Origin of the sequence: Streptomyces sp. BK340 (assembly GCF_007827595.1) — a bacterium.
Classification (GTDB): domain Bacteria; phylum Actinomycetota; class Actinomycetes; order Streptomycetales; family Streptomycetaceae; genus Streptomyces.
Genome location: NZ_VISR01000039.1, coordinates 37,539 through 59,410, shown reverse-complemented (window position 1 = coordinate 59,410; position 21,872 = coordinate 37,539). Strand labels below are relative to the sequence as shown.

Genomic DNA, 21,872 nt, shown 5'->3' with positions numbered 1-21,872 from the left:
GCACGAGGCGGGGTCGCCGACCACGTCTATTTCACTTGGTAAGCCGGCGATGACATATGAGGGGCGCGGCGATGGCGGTGAAGGCGAGGAAGTGTTCCGGCTTGCGCTCGTAACGGGGGTGGAGGCTTCGGCAGCCGGACAGCCAGGACACGGTCCGCTCCGCGACCCAGCGGTGTCGGCCCAGCCTCGGTCTGTGTCGGAATCCATTCTTTCCAGGATGGCCGAGGTCCAGGGCCGGTCGGCCTCCATTTCGCCTGCGTCAGTGGGCCACGAGGCCGCGCTCACGGAACTGGCCCCGTACCCGGTCCACCAGCGCCCTGTCGGGAACCGGTGTGTCACGCAGGGGGAAGGGGATGCCCAGGGCGTCGTACTTGGCGGTGCCGAGCTTGTGGAACGGAAGGATGTCGACCCGTTCCACGCAGTCGAGGCCGGAGAGGAATCCGGCGAGTCCGTCGACGGCGTCCTCGTCGTCGGTCCAGCCGGGCACCAGGACGTACCTGATCCACACGCGCTTGCCCAGCCGTTCGAGGCGGGTGGCGAAGTTCAGGGTGGGGGCGAGGGCGCCGCCGGTCAGCTTTCGGTAGGTCGTGACGTCGAAGGATTTGATGTCCAGCAGCACCAGGTCGGTGGCGGCGAGCAGGCCGTCGGTGGCGCGGGCGCCGAGGAGACCGGAGGTGTCGAGAGCGGTGTGCAGGCCGGCCTCCCTGCAACGGCGCAGGACCGCTCCGGTGAAGGCCGGCTGGAGCAGGGGTTCGCCGCCGGTGAGGGTCACTCCCCCGCCGGCCGTGACGAGGAAGTTCCGGTACTTGTCGATCTCCTCCATCACCTCGTCGACGGTGGCCTCCCGGCCGTCGCGCAGGTGCCAGGTGTCGGGGTTGGCGCAGTAGAGGCAGCGCAGGGGGCAGCCGCTGACGAAGAGGACGAACCGGGTCCCGGGGCCGTCCACGCCGGTGGACAGGTCCCAGGAGTGGATCCGGCCGGTGACCGATCCCGATGCCATGGCCGGGGACATGACGCTCACAGCGATCCGTGGAATGTGCGGCTGATCACGTCGAGCTGCTGCTCGCGGGTCAGGCGGACGAAGTTCACGGCGTAGCCGGAGACCCTGATCGTCAGCGCCGGGTACTTCTCCGGATGCTCCATGGCGTCCTCCAGCACGGCGCGGTCCAGCACGTTGACGTTCATGTGGAAACCGCCCGAAGCCATGTAGGCGTCGAGGATGCCGACCAGGTGACCGGCCCGCTCCCCGGGAACGTGACCGAGTCCTTCCGGGGTGATGGTGGTGGTCAGGGAAATGCCGTCGCGGGCGGCCTCGTAGGGGAGTTTCGCCACCGAGAGGGCGGAGGCGGCCACACCGTGCCTGTCACGGCCGTTCATCGGGTTGGCGCCGGGGGCGAAGGGCTGTCCGGCGCGGCGGCCGTCGGGGGTGTTGCCGGTGTGCTTGCCGTACACCACGTTCGAGGTGATGGTCAGCACCGACTGAGTGTGCTCGGCGTCGCGGTAGGTCGGGTGCCTGCGCACCTTCGCCATGAACGACTCCACCAGGTCGACGGCGAGGGCGTCGGCACGGTCGTCGTTGTTGCCGTACGCAGGGAAGTCCCCCTCGGTATGGAAGTCCACCGCGAGTCCGGTCGCGTCACGGATGACCTTCACGCGGGCGTGCTTGACGGCGGAGAGGCTGTCGACGGTGACCGAGAGGCCGGCGATGCCGCAGGCCATGAACCGGTGCACGGGATGATCGTGCAGAGCCATCTCGATGCGCTCGTAGGCATATTTGTCGTGCATGTAGTGGATGACGTTGAGCGCGTCGACGTAGGTCTGGGCCAGCCAGTCCAGGACGCGGTCGTAGGCGACCGACAACTCGTCGAAGTCCAGGTACTCGCCGGTCAGCGGGGGCATCTCCGGGGTGATCTGGTCGCCGGTCATCTCGTCCCGGCCGCCGTTGACGGCGTACAGCAGGGCCTTGGCGAGGTTGACGCGCGCGCCGAAGAACTGCATCTGCTTGCCGACCGCCATGGCGGAGACGCAGCAGGCGATGGCGGTGTCGTCGCCGGTGCGCGGGCGCATCAGGTCGTCGGACTCGTACTGGATGGAGCTGGTGTCGATGGACACCTGAGCGCAGAACTCCTTGAAGCCGACGGGCAGTCGGGGCGACCACAGGACGGTGAGGTTCGGTTCCGGGGCCGGGCCGAGGTTGTAGAGGGTCTGCAGGAAGCGGAAGGAGGTGCGGGTGACCAGTGGGCGGCCGTCGGCGCCGATGCCGCCTATGGACTCCGTGACCCAGGTGGGGTCGCCGGAGAACAGGGCGTCGTACTCGGGGGTGCGCAGGAAGCGCACGATGCGGAGTTTGATGACGAAGTCGTCGATCAGCTCCTGGGCGCGGGACTCGTCGAGGAGCCCTTCGTCCAGGTCCCGCTGGAGGTAGACGTCCAGGAAGGTGGAGGTGCGGCCCAGTGACATGGCGGCGCCGTTCTGCTCCTTCACCGCGGCCAGGAAGCCGAGGTAGAGCCATTGGACCGCCTCGTGCGCGGTGGCCGCGGGCCGGGTGACGTCGCATCCGTAGGACGCGGCCATCTCGGCCAACTCGCCCAGCGCCCGGATCTGCTCGGCGAGTTCCTCGCGGTCGCGGACGACGTCGGCGGTGGACGGCCGGGCGTCCAGCAGGGCGCGTTCGGCGCGTTTGGCCTCGGTGAGCCGGTCGGTGCCGTAGAGGGCGACCCGGCGGTAGTCGCCTATGATCCGGCCGCGGCCGTAGGCGTCGGGCAGGCCGGTGATGATGCCGACCTTGCGGGCGGCGCGCATGGCGGGGGTATAGGCGTCGAAGACACCCGAGTTGTGAGTCTTGCGGTAGGTGTCGAACACCTTCGTCACGAACGGGGCGGGCTCGAAGCCGTACGCCTTCAGCCCGTTCTCCACCATGCGCAGGCCGCCGTTGGGCATGATCGAGCGCTTGAGGGGGGCGTCGGTCTGCAGACCGACAACCAGCTCGCGATCGCGGTCGATATAGCCGGGGGCGTGCGAGGTGATGGTGGAGGGGGTGGCGGCGTCGACATCGAGGATGCCCTTGCGCCGCTCCTCCGGGAACAGCGCGCTGACCTTCTCCCAGACCGCACGGGTGCGGTCGGTGGGGCCGGTCAGGAAGGAGGCGTCACCCTCGTAGGGGGTGTAGTTGGCCTGGATGAAGTCGCGTACGTCGATGCGCTGACGCCACCCGCTCCCGGCGAACTGCCGCCAGGTGTCGGCGGTCAGGGGGCCGGTCGTCATCGTCGCGGTCATCACAGGTCCTCTCGTCGGACAGTCTCGTCACTGTCGATGCTCGTCGTGGGGGTCCGCGGCGGGGAGTGCCGGACAGGGCATCGGGCGATCCCGTTGGGTCCCGGCCGGCCGGGACCTTCGGCCCCGGCGTGGTGCGGCGGTGTCAGTCGTGCGGAACCACAGCAACAGCGCATCCGACGTGGTGCAGGGCGGCGTGCGTGACGGGCCTCCGTGTGCACGCCGATCTGGTGTTCGATGCCACGGCGGCCCACCACCAGGAGGCCCGCGTCCCGGGCGGCCCGCATCAGAACAACCGCGCCGCGTCCCTCGGTTACCGTCGCGGCCATGGGGACGTTGGGGTACTTCCGGCGCCAAGGGCGCAGCACCGCGGTCACGGTGCGCTCCTCGTCCGCCAGCGCCTGGGCCTGTGGCCTCGGGGCGGGGGGGGCGGCCCCTCCGAAGCCGCGGACACCAGGGGCACGGATGGAACCGGGGCGGGCCGGAAGTCGTGAACCACTCCACGATGTGATGCGACATCACGTGTCCCCCTCCCTGATCGCTGTATGCGGATGACGTTCAGCCTCGTCCCGGCCGTGCTGGTGGTCGACGGGCCGTAACGCCCCGTCGGGGCACCGATGGTCCCTTCGCAACGTCAAGCCCGCATCCGGGCCCAACGGTCCCTCACGCGGGACGGCCGGCACCTCGCGCCGGATCCGCCCCCCGTCCGACGCTGGAGACATCACGCCCCCAACGCTTGAGGAGCGCCGCGTCATGGTCCGTTACGTGTACGACTTCACCGAGGGTGACCGTGGCATGGCCGGTCTCCTCGGTGGAAAGGGATCGAACCTGGCGGAGATGACCCGCCTCGGGCTCCCCGTACCGCCGGGATTCACCGTCACCACCGAGGCGTGCCGCGCCTTCCTGGAAACGGGCAGCGAACCCGCGGGCCTGTGGGATGAGGTCTCCGCACATCTGTCGGCGCTCGAAGCGTCCGCCGGCCGGGTTCTGGGGCAGCCGGACGACCCGCTGCTGCTGTCCGTCCGCTCCGGAGCGAAGTTCTCCATGCCCGGCATGATGGAGACGATTCTCGACATCGGCCTCAACGACGAGTCCGTCCTCGGTCTGGCCAGGGTCTCCGGCAGCGAACGCTTCGCCTGGGACTCCTACCGCCGCCTCGTCCAGATGTTCGGCAGCACGGTCATGGGGGTCGACTCCTCCCTCTTCGAACGGTCCCTCGCCCTCCTCAAGGACCTGCGCGGCGTCAAGGACGACCTGCACCTGACGGCATCCGACCTGGCCGAACTGGTCGAGACCCACAAGAACCTCATCCGGCAGGAGACGGGGGACTACTTCCCGCAGTCCACCGCCGAGCAGCTGCACCGCGCGGTCCTGGCCGTGTTCGAGTCCTGGAACGGCGAGCGCGCCCGTCTCTACCGGCGCCGCGAGCACATCCCCGACGACCTGGGCACCGCCGTCAATGTGCAGACGATGGTCTTCGGCAACCTGGGCTCCGACTCCGGCAGCGGCGTCGCCTTCACCCGCGACCCGGCCACCGGCCGGCCCGGCCTGTACGGCGACTACCTGCCGAACGCCCAGGGCGAGGACGTCGTCGCCGGCATCCGCAACACCGTCCCGCTGGCCGACCTTGAACGCCTGGACCCGACGTCGTACGCACAACTGCGAGACCACATGCGGGCGTTGGAGGAGCACTACCGGGATCTGTGCGACATTGAGTTCACCATCGAGCGCGGCCGGCTGTGGATGCTGCAGACCCGGGTCGGCAAGCGCACCGCCGAGGCCGCCTTCGTCCTCGCCGCCCAGCTGGCCGATGAGGGGCTCATCACCCCGGACGAGGCGCTGGCGCGGGTGAGCGGCGAGGGCCTGGCCCGGCTGATGTTCCCGCGGTTCGACACTTCCGCCACCCGTACCGCACTTGCCCACGGTGTCCCGGCCTCACCTGGTGCGGCGGTCGGGGCCGTGGTCTTCGACTCCGCCCAGGCGGTACGGCGCGCCGCCGCCGGCGAGAAGGTCGTCCTCGTCCGCCAGGAGACCACCCCCGACGACCTGCCCGGCATGATCGCCTCCCAGGCGGTCCTCACCAGTCGGGGTGGCAAGACCAGCCACGCCGCCGTCGTCGCCCGCGGCATGGGCAAGGTCTGTGTGTGCGGCGCCGAGGAACTCGCCGTCGACACCGACGCCCGGCGCCTCACCGCGGCGGACGGCACCGTGGTCGAGGAAGGCACCGTCGTCTCCGTGGACGGCTCCGCCGGAGCGGTGTACGCGGGAGCGGTACCGCTGATGGACTCGGCGGTCATCCGGCATCTGGAGGACGGCTCTGGCGAGGCGGACGCCGAGGGCGTGGTCGACGCGGTGGCCCGGGCCCTGGCCCGCGCCGACAGCGTGCGGCGTCTGGAGGTGCGCGCCAACGCCGACACCCCGGAAGATGCCGCACGGGCCCGCCGGTTCGGAGCGCAGGGTGTCGGACTGTGCCGCACCGAGCACATGTTCCTCGGCGAGCGCCGCAAGCTGGTCGAGCAGATGATCCTGGCCGGCACGGACGCCGAACGCGACCGTGCCCTGTCAGAGCTCCTGCCCCTTCAGCGGGAGGACTTCACCGGCATCCTGGAGGCCATGGACGGTCTGCCCGTCACCATCCGGCTCCTCGACCCGCCGCTGCACGAGTTCCTGCCCGACCACACCGAACTGGCGGTGCGCATCGCCTCCGCCCAGGCCCGCGGAGAGCAGCCGGACCCGCACGACGTCGAACTGCTCAGTGCCGTGAACCGCATGCACGAGGAGAACCCGATGCTCGGGCTGCGCGGTGTGCGCCTGGGACTGGTGGTTCCCGGCCTCGTGGCCATGCAGGTCCGGGCGATCGGTGAGGCCGTGGCCGAGCGCCTGCTGGCCGGTGGCACGCCCAAGGCGGAGATCATGGTCCCGCTCGTCGGTGACGTCCGTGAACTCCGGCTCGTGCGTGATGAGGTGCAGCGGGTACTGGCCGAGGTCTCCCGGGCAGCCGGCGTCTGCGTCGACTGCCCGGTCGGCACCATGATCGAGCTGCCGAGGGCAGCGCTGACAGCGGGCCGGATCGCGGAGGAGGCCGAGTTCTTCTCCTTCGGCACCAACGACCTCACCCAGACCACCTGGGGCTTCTCGCGGGACGACGTCGAGGCGGAGTTCTTCTCCGCATACCTCGACAAGGGCGTCTTCCCCACCTCGCCCTTCGAGACCCTCGACCGCGAGGGGGTCGGCCGCCTGGTGGGCGTAGCGGTCGCCGAGGGCCGTGCCACCCGCCCGGACCTCAAGATCGGGGTGTGCGGCGAGCACGGCGGCGACCCCGACTCGTTGCACTTCTTCCACACCGCCGGCCTGGACTACGTCTCCTGCTCGCCGTTCCGCGTGCCGGTGGCGCGACTGGAGGCAGGCCGGGCGGCGCTGGAGAAGACCGGGGGCAGCGACAGCAGGTGACGAGGGCGGGCCGCTCGGCCCCCCGGGCCGGGGCCGACCGCTCCACCCTCCCGGGCTGGTCGCCCCTGGGGTGAAAGCGGCGAACGCGGCAGCCTTGAGATGTCAGAGAACGATCGCAGGGAGTGGAGTACATGACTGCCGAGCACAACGGTGCCCGTGAGACCACCGCCGCGGTGCGGGTCCGCGCCGGCGGGGAGGTGGACGAGGAGTCCCTGGCCTACCTGCGCGAGAAGGTCGCTGCCGCCCTCGAACGGCCCGGCCTGCCGCCCGTGAGCGGTGAGGTGCGCGTACAGCGGGCCTCGGCCCACCACGTCGAACCGCCATGGTCCGGCCGCAGCGACATCCGGGTCGGCACCGAACCCGTCGTCGTCCAAGTCCACGAGGCGAGCGCCCGCGAACTCGCCGACGGGCTCCACGACCGGCTGCGCTCCGCCACCGAACGCGTCGCCCACCGAGGCGACACCACCCGCCGGACGGCCGCGCCGCCCCCGTGGCGCGGCGGCCCGCAGAAGTAGGCGTCACAGGCCGCCCGCCCGGCCCGCACCAGTGAAGGAGATGCGCCGTGATCGCCCATGTCGTCGGCGAGATGATGACCACAGACGTCGTGCACGCCCGCCGGACGACCCCGTTCAAGGAGGTCGTGCGACTGCTCGACCATCACCGGATCAGCGGACTGCCGGTGGTCGACGCCGACGACAAGGTCCTCGGCGTCCTGTCCCGCAGCGACCTGATGCGCTGCCAGGCACACCGGGACGGCCTTGCTCCGCCGCCCGCCGTAACAGCGGGCGACGTGATGTCGAGCCCCGCCATCACCGTGCACCCCGAGCAGACCGTGCCGGACGCCGCCCGGCTCATGGAGCGCCGCGGGGTCGAGCGGCTGCCGGTGGTCGACGAGGCCGACCGCCTCATCGGCATCGCCACCCGTCGCGACCTGTTGCGGGTCTTCCTGCGCGCGGACGACGACATCCGCCGCCAGGTGACCGAGGAGATCGTCGTCACCGCGCTGAACCTGCCGTCCGACGCCGTCCAGGTCCGTGTCCGCGACGGTGTCGTCACCCTTGAGGGCCGGGTGGAAGCGCGGAGCCAGGTACCGGAGCTCGTTCACACCGTCTGGCGCCTCGACGGCGTGGTCGGCGTGGTGAACGGGCTGCGCTTCCGCATCGACGACATCGAAGCTCCCACCCCGTCCCACCGGACCGGGAACCCCTGAGCCGCTGCTGGAGATGCCGTCCGGCAGCTCGGTCGGGCCGGGGCCGACGGTCCCTGACGAGCCGGACCGGACGGACGTGAGAGGGATCCTTCGGCGGCTGCCCCGCCCGCCGGGATCCGCCGGAAAGTGCAGTCAGGGAGGGGCGCCGGTCCCCCGCTGCGTCCCTCCCGTCCCGCGCCGCCGCATGAGCATGGCGGTCCCTGACAACGGCGCACACCACCATGACCCGACAGGACGTGCGGCCCCAGGACCGCGTCCGGACCGACGCCCCGTCCGACACCGCGGTCGCCGTGGACCGTCTGGTCACGGCCGGCCTCAAGGCGCTCGCCGAGTACGAGGTCGGGCACCGGCGCCGAGGTCACCCCGTTCGCCGTCATCTCCGACCCCGCGACCTGCAAGAAGTACCCGCTCGCCGACCACGCCCTCACCCCCAGCGTCGCAATCATCGACCCTCTACTCACGACAGCCCTGCCCCGGTCCTCGCGCCGACAGCGGCTTCGACGCCCTCACCCACGCAGGCTCATCGTCGACGAGGGGCTCACGCACGCCGCGCGCATGGCCGGCCGGGCCCTGCGCGATCCCGCGGCCCGGCGCCGGGTCCTGGAGATGCGCCGCGTCTTCCGCCGCCACCAGGCCCATCCGGGCGCCATCAGCATCATCGCCGTCCCCACCACCCCGAATCCCTGAGGAGAAAGACCCCCAAGTCCACGACCGTGATCCATGATCTGGCCGCCGAACTGTCCCTGCCAGAGACCGTGCCCTCAGCCGCGTCCTGTCCCGCGAGGACCGGCTGCGCGTGGTCGGCTTCGCGTTCGCCACCGGACAGGAACTGACCGAGCACACCTCGGCCCTGCCCGTCGTCATCCAGGGCCGACTGGACCTTGTACTCGGCGACGAGAAGTCCGAGGTGACGCCCGGGAGTTGGATCCACCTGCCCGCCCGGCTGCCGCATACCGTCCGCGCCACCGAGCCCACCATCATGCTGCTGCCCATACTGCCCGAGGCATCCAGCAGCTCAGCGGACACCTGATCGTCGCCGTAGCTCATGCCGGTCGCGTGCTGCAGGATCGCCGCGTCCCCGGCCGGCAAGGCTCGGCGCGGTACCGCGTCACTCGTACTGCGGGCGCCATTCGAAGAGCAGGATGGTCACGTCGTCCCGCAGTTGGTTGCGCTGGTGGTCGAGGATGGCGTGGATGAGCAGCCGTAGCACCTCGGCCGGGCACCTGCCGGCGGCGTTGGAGCGGATGATGAAGTCGGTGAACCGGTCGAGGCCGAACTCCGCACCGCCGCATTGCGCGCCTCCACGACACCGTCGGTGCAGAGCAGGACGCAGTCACCCGGTTCCAGGGTCGTCGTCTCGTGGACCTTTCCGGGCTGCCGGGACAAGTGAGCCGGCCAGGCCGATCGGCGGCCGCGGCAGACTTCCGGCACAGCCTCGAGGTCCTCGAGGACGCGGCCGTCCTGCTGACCGTCACCAAGATCTCCTGATCCGCCTGCCACTTCTCATCGTTTGCCGCAGCCGGTGCCGCGGGGCGGAGGACGCTCACGTACGGCCGTCCGGCAACCGGGCTACTGCTCCGGCACGCTGATTCCCGGCGCGAGTAAGGCGAGGCCCCTGGCGATCCCGGCAGGCCATGCAGAGCAGGTGGCTCTGGGGGCGGGGCAGGTTCTCGAGGCCTCGCTGCTCCTGGCCCCGCTTCCCCGTGGATCAGCACGGACCGGGCCACGCAGTCTGGCCACGCCAGGGCGATGGCGCCGAGTACTCTGCCCTCGGACCGCCCTTGATGTGGTCCAGCCGCGCGCCACTGCGCCCTACGTCATCAGCGTCCCTCAGCCTTCCGCGTGGGCGAGCCACAGGTCCGGACCGAAGACTTCGTAGCGGATGCTGCGCGCCGGGACGCCGGCCTGGAGGAGCTGGGTGCGGACGGCCCGCATGAAGGGCAGCGAGCCGCACAGGTACACATCGCCGTCCGTGGGCAGGTCCAGGCCGTCGAGGTCCATCAGGCCGGTGTGGGCGCCGGGTTCCTCGGCCGCCTCTTCCTCGTACCAGAACTCCGCCCTCGCGTGGGGCAGTTGCTCGATCCGGCGCCGGGTGTCGGCGCGCAGGGCGTGGTCGGCCGGGGTACGGTCCGCGTGCAGGGGGACGGCGTTCACCGCCACAGCCGGGATCCGTCGTGCGGGTCCGACCGGCACATCGATCATCCGGTGTAGTCGTCACCCGGAATAGGGCCGAACCGCCCTGGAGGACTGGGCTCCTCGGTCCGGCCCCCCGACAGGCCGTGCGCGTCACAAGCGGGCAGCCCGGTGTGCCCCTTCGGTGGAGGCCGGGCCTGGCTTTTCGTACGGGCACCTGCGGCAGCACAGGAGCGAACCTGGACCGCCGAGGCGTGCTCGACTGTGGCCGGACCGACCACAGGTCAGGCCAGGGCGGCCTTGAGTACGCCGATGGCCGTCTTCGGGTCGGAGAGGGCGTGGTAGATCCCAGGGATCTCGCGGTCGAGGCCGAGCAGGCCGTAGACGGCGTGCATGGCGCCGCGGACGGAGTACTCGACGGTGAAGACGACGTCCTCCGGGATCTCCGTGAACTGGCCGAGGAAGGCGAAGTTCGCGGCGCCGCGCGGGAGGACCAGCGGTCGGTCGTGGACCGTGCGCGGGGCGAACTGGCTGGTGATGTACGGCAGCATCACCGGGATCACCGTCGTCGTCGCCGCGATCTGCTCCTCGATGTCCCACAGGCCGAGGTGGTTGAGCAGTTCGGTGAGGATCTCCCGGCCGGTGGCCTCGGCCATCGTCTTGGCGACGAAGTCGCCCTCGTTGTCGACGAAGAGGCCGTACCCCCACAGGGTGTAGACGTCCTCGGGCTGTCCCTCGAAGTGTGGTGCGTGCGGTACGACGATGGACATCAGCCAGCTGGAGTCCTTGAACGTCATCAGCGCGCCGGTACCGGGAAGGTTTCCGGACAACTCCTCGATGCGGTGCAGGAGCAGGGGGCTGCGCATGGTCAAGGTGAACGACTCCCACTTCGCCTCGTCCACGTTGCCGTGGAAGGCGGCCGGGCGGCCGAAGTCGTCCGCCTTGCCGGCGATCGTCTCCCACAGCCGCCATCCGCCGTCACGCTTGTCCCGGATCAGCTCGGGAGCGGTGTCGTCACTGCCGTAGGCTGCGTCGGCCGTCATTGAGCCGAGGGTGAGGAACGCGTAGTCGGTGTCCGCGAGGTCGTACGCGTCCTGCTGTCCGGCGCGTTCGAGGTGGAGGCGGCGCACCCGCCGGGTGCCGTCCTCCTCGGTGACGAAGTCGACGTCGGTGACCCGCACGCCGTGCTCGAAGCGCACGCCGCGCTCCACCAGCCAGGTCTGCAGCGGGCGAATGATCGAGTCGTACTGGTTGAGCCGCGTGCGGCGCACACCCGCCAGGGTGTGCATGCGTGGGAACTCCTGCATGAAACGCAGGAAGTAGCGCCTGAGCTCGATGGCGCTGTGCCAGTTCTGGAAGGCGAACGTGGTGCGCCACATCGCCCAGAAGTTGGTCTCGAGGAAGTGCGGGGAAAAGAAGTCCTCGATCCGGCGCGCCCCGATCACCGCCTCCGGGAGGACGAGCAGCCGGGTCAGCTCCATGCGGTCCCGGGTGTCGAGGCCGTAGTCGGAGGCGTCAAGGATCTCGGCGTCCTTGCCGATGAGGCGGGCCTTGGCGTCGGTGGGCCACTTGGCGCTGAACTCGCGGATCTCCTCGCGCACCGACATGGTCCCGTCGGTGAGGGTAGGGATGGTTTCCAGGAGATTCCACAGGCACGTGTACGCCTCATCCTCCAGCATGCGGCCGCCGCGGGTGACGTATCCGTCGGGCTCACCACGACCATCCATCGAGCCGCCTGCAAGCGGGAGTTCCTCGAGGATGCGGATGTTCTCGCCGGGGAAGCCGCCGTCGCGGATCAGGAAGGCGGCGGCCGCCAGCGAGGCGATTCCGCCGCCGACGAGGTAGGCCCGAGACTGCTGCGGAGCGTCGGTCATGACGTCCCTCCGTTCTGCCACCCGCTGTCGCGGGCGGCCGGCTGTGGTCAAGAGCCGTGCAGCGGTCCCACCCCTGAGGCGGCAGCGGTGTACGCACGGCGCAGCGCCGACGGGATGCGGCCGGCGCCTGTAACCGTCAGTGAACTTGTTGTGGAACCGGGGCGGGCAGGGGCCGGATGTCCCTGTTCACACGCCGACCGACCCCGGGACTCGGGCATCGCACCCATGGCGAAACCCTGCCGGGTACGGCCGACGAGCATCGGGGCAGAGTGCTCGTGAACGCGCTGACCAGCGCCCGACCATCATCTTCGCGAGGCTCGCGATCAACATCCGGCGCATGCCGTACTGGTCGCCGAGTCGGCCCACGACCGGCGTGGCACGACGGCAGCCGCCCGCCCCCGCGGCCACAGCTCACAGATCCGAGGGAGCCCGGCGGGTTCGGCTGGCTTCTGGTGCGGGAGCTCGCGATTGACGTCCAGGTCAGCGTCGGTCTCACCGGCAAGGCGGTTTCGGTGGTCTTGCCGTTGTCCTATTGAGCCTGATCACCAGCTAGGTGCCCAGGCTGGGCTCTCTCCACCGGCTTGCCGACACGATGGTGACACGGCACTACTGCGCTTCGTCACGGACGGCGATCGGTTGGGTCAAGCGGTGGTGTCGGAGCACCCGTCCATAGAGGACCGCGAGGGTGAGGAACAGCCCGACCACCGCGGAGGGCACGGCGGCGACCGCCCACCAGTCCACGCTGTGCTCGCGCTCCGCGACAGCCCTCAGGCCCGTCCTCACCGGCGGCGCGAGCGTGCCCCCGTTTGGGCGGCGGGAACGAAGGGGTGGAGCTGCAGATCCACGCCCCCCGGTGGATGCGGTTCCGGTCACACGCCCTGGCCTCCTCTTCCACCAGGGGAGGTCAGGGCGAGCCCAGCACGCGCAACACCCGGGCTGCGGGTGGTGACGGTGAAGCCCGGCGGCGCGGGCAGCCCGAACCCGGTCATCTCGGCCAGGCCGGCGCCCTTGCCGCCGGGCAGGTCGGTCAACTCCCGGCTGCCTTAGGCGAATGCGTACACGTACGTCGTCGGTGTGCTCATCGCGCTCTCCGGTCTCTCACTCGTGGGGCACAACGGCCAGCGGGCAGCCGACGTGGTGGACGGCGGCCTGGGTGACGGGGCCGATGCGCGGAACCGTCGGCCGCTCGGCCAGGCGGCGGCCGACGACGAGGAGGCTCGCCGCGGAGGCGGCCCGGACCAGCGCGGTGGAGGCCTTGCCCTCCACAACGGTCTCCAGGACCTCGGTCCCGGGGTACTTGTCCCGCCACACCTTCAGGACAGCGGACAGGAATCCCTGCCACTCCTCGGCCCGCTCGGGATCGTTGACCAGAGCGATGTCTCCTGGGCCGAGGCTGATGGCAGAAGGCGGCTGCCAGGCGTACACGACACGCAGCCGGGCCTGCCGCAACTGCGCTTCCCCGAACGCGAACTCGATCACCTCGTCGCAGGCATCAGCGAGGTCGATGCCGAGCACCACATCGAGGTAGCCGGTCCGGATGGACGGGCTACCGCCGTCTGCCGGGACGTGCTCGTCCTCCGCCTCCTCCCCTGCCCGTACGAGGACCACGGGACGGATGGCCTTCGCGACCACCCCTTGGGCGACGGAGCCGACGAGAAGCCCGGTGAAACCACTCAGACCGCGCGAGCCCAGCACCAGCAGGTCGGCCTGTTCGGCGGCCTTCAACAGGGCTGCGGTCGCCGGGCCCTCGACCTGCTCATCGGTGAGGCGCACGCCGGGTACGGCGCTGCGGATACGCTCCTCCGCCTGCCGCAGGACACGGCGCGCCAGATGCCGCTGCGCGGCGTTCGCCGGCTCCCCTTCCGTCTGGAGAGGATGCCAGTTCCAGGCGTGCACCAGTCGCAGCGGTCGGTCACGACGCACGGCCTCGCGGGCGGCCCACTCGGCGGCGGCGAGGCTCTCGGGCGATCCGTCTACTCCGGCGATGACAGGCGACAGCATGGTGCGCACCTCCTGCGCTTGTTCTGCTCGGTACTGCCAGCATCTTCCTGAGGGGACCCGGTCTGCTATGGGCCGCAAGGGCTCTCGCAGGTCCGTTCGGCCCCTGCGCCGGTCCTTGGACGGTCGGCACGGTGAGAGGCGTGAGAGCGGCTCACTCGTGTGCCAGGGAGGCGATCGTCGTGAGCCGGGTCATCCTTGCCTGCGCCGGCGGGACAGGCCGTAGTCATACGGTCGTGGAATGGCCGGCGCACGAGGCGTCGCTGCGCGACCTGCCGCTCGAGGTGCGTTGCGGCTCACCGCCGAACCATCTGAGTACCACGGCGATGCTCGTGCTCGACCTGTCCGCGGCGGGGGACGACACCCGCCCAGGGTCGGGTGTACGGCTGCACGCCCTACATGCCTGGGAACTTCCCTCCTGCGCCGCCGGGTTGCCCTTCGGTGTTCCCGAGGATGACCGTGCCGGGAGGACCATGAAGTGCAACTGCTGGCCGACGCGCTGCGGCCTTGGCCGGGTGAAGTAACCGCGGGTTCCGGTGCTTGAGGACGGCGTATTGCTCGACCCCGCCCATGCGTTGCTCCACCATGTCGCGGGCGCCGCACTCCTGGTCGTGGTACGCGGCTTTGGCGGGGACCTGGGCTTCGTGCACGCCTTGTTGCGCGAAGCCCGGTGTCCGGTGGCCGTCGTGCCGTGAGACGCAGGCCCGGCAAGGCAGGGAGGCGATGCCCTAAGCAACCGTCATTTCTTCTGCGAGCCGCTCCGCCCAGGCCTCGATCGCGGGGAGGTCGCGGAAGTCGCCGCCCTTGCCGTTGCGGAGGATCATCTGTGCGACTCTGCCCCGCGCGCCCTCCTCCAGGGAGCCGCCGAAGGTGATGTGCTCCCTGACGCCGAGCCGGTCCATGGCGCGCCTGACGCCGGGCACGGGCGGGATGTTCCGCTCCGAGGCTGAAGCGTCCAGCGGTCCGCTGCTGAAGAACCACAGCGGGCGTGCGGCCAGGGCGCGGTGGTGGCGGCGGACGAAGCGGCGCGCGTCCTTGTGCCAGCGGCCGGCGTACAGTGCGCCCCCGATCACCACGGCGTCGTATGTCTCGATGCTCGCCACCGATGGCGCAGGCCGCGCCTCGGCCGTCAGCCCCTCCTTGCACAGGACCTGGGCGACGGCCTCGGCGATCTGCGCGGTCGATCCGTTCGTCGTCCCGTAGGCGACCAGGACCCTGCCGGTCATGGCAGTCCGCCTCCCCTCACAGGCGGCGCAGCCAGTCGTCGGCCACGCCATGCAGGGCCTGCTCGGCGGGCTGGACGTGGCTGTCGTCCGCGCGGTAGGTGAGGTTGCCGACCACCGCGACCACGCCGTCGATCTGCTTGGTCATGGAGACGGCGATCTCCGTCTCACTCTTGCGCTCCATGTGGCCGGCGATCGTGACCACACCCTCCACCACGGAGACGTCGATGCTCTGCGGCGGCAGCCACAGCGCGCGGCCAAGGACTTCCTCGACCACCTCGTCGCGGATCTCCGTGTCCGGCCGGAGGAAGACCTGGAGCAGGTCCCGGCGGGTGACGATGCCGACGAGCCGGTCCTCGTCGTCCACGACCGGCAGCCGCTCCACGCGCCGCTGGGCCATGGTCCGCGCGGCCTCGACGATGGTGTCCTCGGCGCGCACGGTGACGGGCGGCTCGGTCATCAGCCGGCCGGCGGTGCGGGCCGTGGCCTTGGCGGCCCTCCGCCTGCCGTCGCGCGTCAACGCCGCGATGAGCGAGCGGTGCTTCGGCTCGTACGGGTCGGGGGTTTCGGCCTGGCGGGCCATCAGGTCGGTCTCGGAGATGACGCCGATGACCTTCTGGTCCTCGTCCACGACCGGCAGTCCGCTGATCCTGTGGTCAGCGAGCAGCCGGGCGACTTCCTTGAAGGGGGTGCCGTAGGAGGCACGGACGACGTCCGTGGTCATCACGGAGCCGATCTTGTTGTGCTTCATCTCGGGTTCCTCCTCAGCGGAGTCGGCGCAGATAGGGATCCTGGGGCCGGCGCGGCACCAGCCGCACCCGCGCGTCGAGCACGGATACGTCGGCCGTGGTCGCGAGCACGGGGTTGAAGTCGACCTCGGCGAGCTGCGGCAGGTCGGCCGCCATCCGGGACAGGCGCAGGAGCAGCTGCTCCAGCCCTTCGAGATCGGCCGGCCCGTTGCCGCGGGCGCCGAACAGCAGCGGGGCGCAGCGCGGCGCGGTGATCAGGTCGTGCACGTCGTGGTCGGTGAGCGGGGCAAGTCGTGCGGCGTGGTCGCCGAGGACCTCGGTGGCGGTGCCGCCGAGCCCGAACAGCACGAGCGGGCCGAAGACCTCGTCCTGGACGACGCCGGCGAACAGTTCGGTGCCGCGCGCGGCGAGCGGCTGGACGACCACGCCGGTGAGCAGCCCCGCGAACCGGGTCTCGAAGTCCCGGAAGGCGGCCCTTACTTGGGCATCGCCTTGGAGGTCGAGATGCACGGCATGTTGCTCGCTCTTGTGGACCAGTCCCGGCCAGTGGGCCTTCATCACCACCCGGTCGTCCGGGCCGCGCAGCCGCTGGGCCGCGAGGACGGCTTCGTCCTCGGTCTCCGCCCACGCCCACGGGATCTGCGGGATGCCGTAGCACGCCAGCAGGTCGGCGCAGGTGCGTGGGTCGAGCCAGCCGCCGTCCGGGTGTGCGGCCAGGAAGGTGTCGGTGATCTCCTGGGCGCGGGTGGTGTCGATGCCGTCGAGTTCCGGGACCGTGCCCACGGGCCGGGCGAGCCAGGCCGCGCGGCGGGCGGCGTGGGCCAGCGCCCGTGCCGCCGCCTGGGGTTCGGCATACGACGGCACGGTCCCGCCGTCGGCGGCGGGCAGCAGCTTGACCGGCAGGTCCTGTTCGAGGCGGACGGCGGCAACCGGCTTGGCCCGGTGCGCGGGGGCGTCGGTGAGGGCCCGGATGAGGTCGTCACCGGTCGCGGCGGCGACCGCCGTGGGTACGAGGGCCACCAGGACGGCGTCGACACCCGGGTGGTGCGTCAGCCGGTCCAGGCACTCCACGAGCTGTTCCTCGGTGACGGCGGCGGTGGCGTCGACGGGGTTGCCGACCGCCGCACCCTGCGGGAGCACGGCGAGCAGGTCGTCGACGACGTCAGCGGGCAGCGGCGGCAGAGCCAGTCCCGCCTCTGTGCAGGCGTCGGCGGCGAGGACGCCTGCACCGCCCGCGTTGGTGACGATCGCGACGCGGGTGCCCGCGGGGAGCGGCTCGGAGTGCAGCAGGGCGGCGGTTTCGAGGAGTTCGCCGACGGAGCGGGTGGCGGTGATGCCGGCCTGGGTGAACAGCGCCTGCCGGGTCATGGTGCGGGTGGCGGCGGCCGCGGTGTGGGAGGCGGCGGCCCGGCGACCCGCTTCGGTGCGGCCCGCGTCGACGGTCAGCACCGGCATGCGGCGGGTGACGCGGCGGGCCGTGCGGGAGAACGCGCGGGGGCTGCCGAAGGACTCCAGGTGCAGCAGCGCCAGTCCGGTGCGGCCGTCGCTCTCCCACCACTGGAGCATGTCGTTGCCGCTGACGTCGTACTTGTCGCCGAGGGACGCGAAGGACGAGACGCCGATGCCCAGCCGGGACAGCCCGTCGAGCAGGGCGATGCCGACCCCGCCGGACTGTACGGCGACGCCCGCGGTACCGGGGAGGGGGTGGTCGGCGGCGAAGGTGGCGTCCAGGCGCAGGTCGGGATCGGTGTTGGAGATGCCGAGGCAGTTGGGTCCCACCAGGCGCATGCCGTGGGCGCGGCACGCGGCCAGCAGCGTCTGCGCCTGGTCGGCGTCAAGGCCAGAGGTGACAACGAGCAGCGCCCGGACGCCGGCCTTGCCGCACTCCTCAGCCGCGACGGGGACCACTGCGGCCGGGACGGCCACGACCACCAGGTCAGGGGTCTTGGGCAGCGCGCTCACGGACGGGTACGACGGCACGCCGAGGATGTGGTTGACACTCGGGTTCACGGCGAACAGGCGGCCGGTGTAGCCGCCCGCCTTCAGGTGGTGCAGGATCGCCCGGCCGACCGAGCCCGGTTTGCGTCCGGCACCAACGACTGCGACCACGTTCGGGCACAGCAGCGGCTCGAGGCTGGCCACGTCGGCGGCCCGGCCCCGGGCCTCCACGGCCGACAGATAGGCGTCGTCCGCGTCGAGCCGGATGGTGCAGCGCACCTCGGGACCCTCGAAGTGGCGGGCGGTGCGCAGGCCGAGGTCGGCGAACAGCCGAAGTATCTCGCGGTTCTCGCTGAGCGCGTCGGCGGTGAACGTGGTGATGCCGTCGGCCCGGGCAGCGGAGACCAGGTGCTCGACGAGCAGGGTGCCCACCCCGCGGTGGTGCAACCCGTCGCAGACGGCGATGGATATCTCGGCCTCGTCCTTCTCACCCGCCGTGTCGTACTCGGCGAGCCCGATCACCTGACCATGCGTCTCGGCCAGCAGGGCCCGGTAGCCGGGGTGCGCCGGGGCGCAGGCCCGGTCGGCGGCCTGGGCGGCGGACCGGGGGCTCAGCGAGAAGAACCGGAGACGGAGGTTCTCCGGGGACATCTCCTCGTAGAGCCCCTGCACCTGGTCGTGGTCGGCCGGGGTCACAGGACGGATGCACACGGTGGTGCCGTCAGCGAGCAGGGCGTGAACCGGGGGTCGGTTGAGCAAGGCGTCCGGCATCAGGGATCTCCTCCAAGCTTCTCGATGGTTCGAGCATCCAGCGGGCGGCAGGGCAGTCCCAGGGGCTGTCCGGGGCCGGGCGTTGGGCCGGTCGGCCCTGGTTGCGCTGCGCCATGGCCTTGGCCGCGGGCCTGGACGCCGCGTAGCGTCTGACCATGAACAGGCAACTGCGAAAGCACGTGGTGCTCGTTGCCGCCGGCGCGGTCGTCGTTGCAACCCCGGCGAAGGAACTGCGCCAACCCCCAAAGGCGCGCACATGGACAGGGCGCATCTTCGGCCTCCCGTCCGACTTCCGGCGGCCCACTCCGGAGAGGATCGCCCGCGAGTTCTGGGATCCCGACAGCGACGCCTTCTTCACGCCGCACGCCTTCGGCGTCGGATACGGGCTGAACCTGGCCCGTGTGACCCGTGGGCTACGCCGTCGTCGTTGACCGGGTTCCGGCGGCCACCTACAGCTGCTGGCCGTTGTCCATCAGACGTCGGCGACCAGCGCGGTGAGGTCGAGGAGCCTGTTCGTGTAACCCCATTCGTTGTCGTACCAGCCGAACACCTTGGCGAGGGTGCCGTTGGCCTGGGTGAGCGCGGCGTCGAGGACGCAGGAGGCCGGGTCGCCGATGACGTCGCGGGAGACGATGGGGGCCGTCGAGACGCGCAGTATGCCGTTCAGCGGTCCCTCGGCCGCCGCGGCGAAGGCGGTGTTGATCTCGTCCGCCGTGGTCTCACGGTTCAGCACCACCGTGAGGTCGGTGAGCGAGCCGTCCTCCACGGGCACCCGGACGGCGATCCCGTCCAGCGCGCCGGCCAGCTCCGGCAGCACGAGGCCGACGGCGCGGGCGGCACCGGTGCTCGTCGGGATGATGCTCAGTGCCGCCGAGCGGGCGCGGCGCAGGTCCTTGTGCGGGCCGTCCAGCAGGGACTGGTCGTTGGTGTAGCCGTGGACGGTGGTCAGCAGGCCGCGGTCGATGCCGAAGTTCTCGTCGAGCACCTTGACCATCGGCGCAAGGCAGTTGGTGGTGCAGGAGGCAGCCGAGATGATCCGGTCATGGTGCCGGTCGTAGGTGTCGTCGTTGACGCCCATCACGATGGTGGCGTCCACGCCCTTGCCGGGCGCCGACAGGAGCACTGTGTGGGCACCCGCCTTCAGGTGCAGGGCCGCGGAGTCGCGGTCGCGGAAGCGGCCGGTGGACTCGATGACGATGCCGGCCCCGTAGTCGGACCAATGGAGGGCTGCCGGGTCGCGTTCGGCGGTGACGGCAATACGTCGGCCGTCGACGGTGATCGAGCCGTCGTCGTGCGTGACCTCGCGTCCGATGTGCCCGAACGTCGAGTCGTACTCAAGGAGATGGGCAAGGGTGGCGGGCGGCGCGATGTCGTTGATCGCGACGACCTGGACGTCCTGCGTGCCCGCCTCCGCGCGGTCGAGGGCCGCGCGGAGACAGGTGCGGCCGATGCGGCCGAAGCCGTTGATGCCGACACGTACGGTCATGGTGAGGATTTCCTTTGCAGTCGGGGGCCTACCGCGGTCGGAAGTGACTCAGTGAGTCGTCGGTGGTGGAGGCGGCATGGCCGATAAGAAGGCGGCGAAGCTGCCGCGAGGTGTATGAGAAGGAACTTCTCCGTCTGCAGGTCGAGTTGGTCAAGCTGCAGGAGTAGGTGCGGGCGGAGGGCGCGCGGCTGGTCGTGATCTTCGAGGGGCGGGACGCGGCGGGCAAGGGCGGCACGATCAAGCGGGTAGCCGACCACCTCAACCCGCGGGTGGCGCGGATCGCGGCGCTGCCGAAGCCGACCGAGCGCGAGCGGACCCAGTGGTACTTCCAGCGGTACGTCGAGCATCTGCCGGCCGGCGGGGAGATCGTGCTGTTCGACCGGTCCTGGTACAACCGGGCCGGGGTCGAGCACGTGATGGGCTTCTGTACCAGGGAGGAGTATCAGCTGTTCCTGCGGCAGTGCCCGATCTTCGAGCGGATGCTGGTGGAGGACGGCATCCTGCTGCGCAAGTCCTGGTTCTCGGTGAGCGACACCGAGCAGCAGGAGCGGTTCCGGCGTCGTCTGGAGGATCCGCTGCGGCGCTGGAAGCTGTCGCCGATCGACCTGGAGTCGATCACCCGTTGGGAGGCCTACTCGCGGGCCAAGGACGAGATGCTGATCCACACCGACATCAGCGAGGCGCCCTGGTACGTCGTGGAGAGCGACGACAAGCGCCGGGCGCGGCTGAACATGATCGCTCACCTGCTGGGCTCCGTGCCGTATCACGAGGTGCCGCCGCCGGTGCTGAAGCTGCCGCAGCGGCTGCCGTCGACCGGGTACGAGCGGCCGCCGCGCGATTTGCAGACCTACGTCCCCGATCACGCGGCCGGCCTGTAAACCGGTCATCTCGCTCATGCCCGCTGCGGTACGACGGCGACGGGACAGCTGGCGTGGTGCAGCACCGCGTGGGCGACGCGGCCGAGTTGGAGGCCGTAGTGGCCCTCGCGGCGCCGGGCTCCGACGACGAGCAGGTCGGCGTCGGCCGAGGCGTCGCTCAGGACCTGGCGGGCGTGGCCCTCGACGGTACGCCGATGCACCTCCACGTCAGCCGGGACGTCCCGCAGGGCCGCTTCCAGCATCTCCGCGGCCCGCTCCTCATGCAGTCGGGCCGGTTCACCCGCCAGCAGGGGGTGGTCGGTCGTCTCGTGCGCGGGGCAACGCCAGGCCCGCACGGCTTCCAGCGGCACGCCTCGGCGCCGTGCCTCCTCGGCGGCGAAGCGCACCGCAGCCGCGTCCACCGGCTCCTCGCCGACGCCCACGACGATGCGGCCGTGCCTGCCAGATGCGGCCCGGTTGTCGTGGCTGCCACGCAGCACGATCACGGGGCAGTGCGCGTGGCCGGCCACCGTGACGCTGACGGAGCCGAGGAGCGCCTCGGCCAGGCTGCTGCGGCCGCGTGAACCCAGGACCACGGCAGCAGCGGTGCGGCTCTCGCGGACCAGCGCGTACTCGGGTTCCTCGGGCAGCACTTCGACAGTGATCTTCACGTCCGCCTGACGGCCGTGCGCACGGCGCGTGGCGGCCTCCACGATGTTCTCGGCCCTCACCTGTTCGGAGGGCTTGCCGAGGTCCTTTGCGAGCGCGGTGCCTTCGTACCGTTCCCACAGCGAGGCGTACACCGGTCGCAGCGGCAGCCCGCGCAGGGCGGCCTCGTCGGCCGCCCAGTCGACGGCGCGCAGGCTCGGCTCGGAACCGTCGACGCCGACGACCAGGGCGAGTTCCATCG

General features: G+C 70.8%; 17 protein-coding genes and 4 pseudogenes. 8 read left to right on the top strand and 13 right to left on the bottom strand.

Annotated elements, in window-relative coordinates; translation table 11 throughout:
• Window positions 1-31: 31 nt before the first annotated feature.
• From FB157_RS42805 to pflB, 3 genes and pseudogenes are all read right to left on the bottom strand, one after another.
• Window positions 32-184 (bottom strand): annotated as a pseudogene (locus FB157_RS42805) (IS5/IS1182 family transposase); the annotation flags it as partial.
• 75 nt (window positions 185-259) lie between these two features.
• Window positions 260-1,000: a pyruvate formate-lyase-activating protein gene (gene pflA / locus FB157_RS42800; protein ID WP_145886611.1), complete on the bottom strand. Its 741-nt coding sequence runs from the start codon at window positions 998-1,000 to the stop codon at window positions 260-262.
• A 17-nt stretch (window positions 1,001-1,017) separates the two neighbouring features.
• Window positions 1,018-3,276 (bottom strand): formate C-acetyltransferase, encoded by a 2,259-nt coding sequence (gene pflB, locus FB157_RS42795; protein WP_145886609.1) that lies wholly within the window; start codon window positions 3,274-3,276, stop codon window positions 1,018-1,020.
• A gap of 750 nt (window positions 3,277-4,026) precedes the next feature.
• Between pflB and ppdK the strand changes: the two genes are divergently transcribed.
• The 6 genes and pseudogenes from ppdK (at window position 4,027) to FB157_RS42770 (ending at window position 8,963) form a co-directional block, all read left to right on the top strand.
• A complete protein-coding gene (ppdK, locus tag FB157_RS42790; RefSeq protein WP_145886607.1) occupies window positions 4,027-6,723 on the top strand; it encodes a pyruvate, phosphate dikinase in 2,697 nt (898 codons plus the stop codon).
• Between the two features lie 131 nt (window positions 6,724-6,854).
• Window positions 6,855-7,238 carry a hypothetical protein gene (locus tag FB157_RS42785; RefSeq protein WP_145886604.1) on the top strand — a complete coding sequence of 128 codons (384 nt, stop codon included), beginning with the start codon at window positions 6,855-6,857 and terminating at the stop codon, window positions 7,236-7,238.
• A 47-nt stretch (window positions 7,239-7,285) separates the two neighbouring features.
• A complete protein-coding gene (locus tag FB157_RS42780) occupies window positions 7,286-7,933 on the top strand; it encodes a CBS domain-containing protein (RefSeq protein WP_261386914.1) in 648 nt (215 codons plus the stop codon).
• 333 nt (window positions 7,934-8,266) lie between these two features.
• Window positions 8,267-8,450, top strand: a pseudogene (locus FB157_RS49780) (iron-containing alcohol dehydrogenase); the annotation flags it as partial.
• Window positions 8,451-8,488: 38 nt separating this feature from the next.
• On the top strand, window positions 8,489-8,620 hold the full coding sequence (locus FB157_RS49085; protein WP_261386913.1) for a hypothetical protein: 132 nt from the start codon (window positions 8,489-8,491) through the stop codon (window positions 8,618-8,620).
• 109 nt (window positions 8,621-8,729) lie between these two features.
• Entirely contained in the window at window positions 8,730-8,963 is a 234-nt protein-coding gene (locus tag FB157_RS42770; protein ID WP_186581935.1) for a cupin domain-containing protein, read from the top strand.
• 800 nt (window positions 8,964-9,763) lie between these two features.
• On the opposite strand, the pseudogene FB157_RS42760 reads toward FB157_RS42770, so the two are convergent.
• From FB157_RS42760 to FB157_RS42720, 8 genes and pseudogenes are all read right to left on the bottom strand, one after another.
• A pseudogene (locus tag FB157_RS42760) lies at window positions 9,764-10,072 on the bottom strand (hemin transporter); the annotation flags it as partial.
• A gap of 278 nt (window positions 10,073-10,350) precedes the next feature.
• Window positions 10,351-11,940, bottom strand: a complete 1,590-nt coding sequence (locus FB157_RS42755; protein WP_145886600.1) for an oleate hydratase — start codon at window positions 11,938-11,940, stop codon at window positions 10,351-10,353.
• Between the two features lie 606 nt (window positions 11,941-12,546).
• On the bottom strand, window positions 12,547-12,723 hold the full coding sequence (locus FB157_RS47785; protein ID WP_186581934.1) for a hypothetical protein: 177 nt from the start codon (window positions 12,721-12,723) through the stop codon (window positions 12,547-12,549).
• Between the two features lie 86 nt (window positions 12,724-12,809).
• A complete protein-coding gene (locus tag FB157_RS42745; protein WP_261386912.1) occupies window positions 12,810-12,971 on the bottom strand; it encodes a PEP/pyruvate-binding domain-containing protein in 162 nt (53 codons plus the stop codon).
• Between the two features lie 67 nt (window positions 12,972-13,038).
• The gene (locus FB157_RS42740; protein ID WP_145886598.1) at window positions 13,039-13,941 is read right to left on the bottom strand and encodes a universal stress protein; all 903 of its coding nucleotides are present in this window, start codon (window positions 13,939-13,941) and stop codon (window positions 13,039-13,041) included.
• A 725-nt stretch (window positions 13,942-14,666) separates the two neighbouring features.
• The gene (locus tag FB157_RS42730; protein WP_145886596.1) at window positions 14,667-15,164 is read right to left on the bottom strand and encodes a flavodoxin domain-containing protein; all 498 of its coding nucleotides are present in this window, start codon (window positions 15,162-15,164) and stop codon (window positions 14,667-14,669) included.
• Window positions 15,165-15,180: 16 nt separating this feature from the next.
• Window positions 15,181-15,912: a CBS domain-containing protein gene (locus tag FB157_RS42725; protein WP_145886594.1), complete on the bottom strand. Its 732-nt coding sequence runs from the start codon at window positions 15,910-15,912 to the stop codon at window positions 15,181-15,183.
• Between the two features lie 13 nt (window positions 15,913-15,925).
• Window positions 15,926-18,619, bottom strand: a complete 2,694-nt coding sequence (locus FB157_RS42720) for a GNAT family N-acetyltransferase (protein WP_145886592.1) — start codon at window positions 18,617-18,619, stop codon at window positions 15,926-15,928.
• 155 nt (window positions 18,620-18,774) lie between these two features.
• On the opposite strand from FB157_RS42720, the gene FB157_RS42715 reads away from it, so the two are divergent.
• Window positions 18,775-19,050 (top strand): DUF5808 domain-containing protein, encoded by a 276-nt coding sequence (locus FB157_RS42715; protein ID WP_145886590.1) that lies wholly within the window; start codon window positions 18,775-18,777, stop codon window positions 19,048-19,050.
• A 41-nt stretch (window positions 19,051-19,091) separates the two neighbouring features.
• On the opposite strand, the gene gap is transcribed toward FB157_RS42715, so the two are convergent.
• Window positions 19,092-20,105 (bottom strand): type I glyceraldehyde-3-phosphate dehydrogenase, encoded by a 1,014-nt coding sequence (gap, locus tag FB157_RS42710; RefSeq protein ID WP_145886588.1) that lies wholly within the window; start codon window positions 20,103-20,105, stop codon window positions 19,092-19,094.
• 76 nt (window positions 20,106-20,181) lie between these two features.
• On the opposite strand from gap, the pseudogene ppk2 reads away from it, so the two are divergent.
• A pseudogene (ppk2, locus tag FB157_RS42705) lies at window positions 20,182-20,983 on the top strand (polyphosphate kinase 2).
• Window positions 20,984-20,997: 14 nt separating this feature from the next.
• Here ppk2 and FB157_RS42700 read toward each other — a convergent pair.
• On the bottom strand, window positions 20,998-21,870 hold the full coding sequence (locus FB157_RS42700; RefSeq protein ID WP_145886586.1) for a universal stress protein: 873 nt from the start codon (window positions 21,868-21,870) through the stop codon (window positions 20,998-21,000).
• Window positions 21,871-21,872 lie beyond the last annotated feature (2 nt).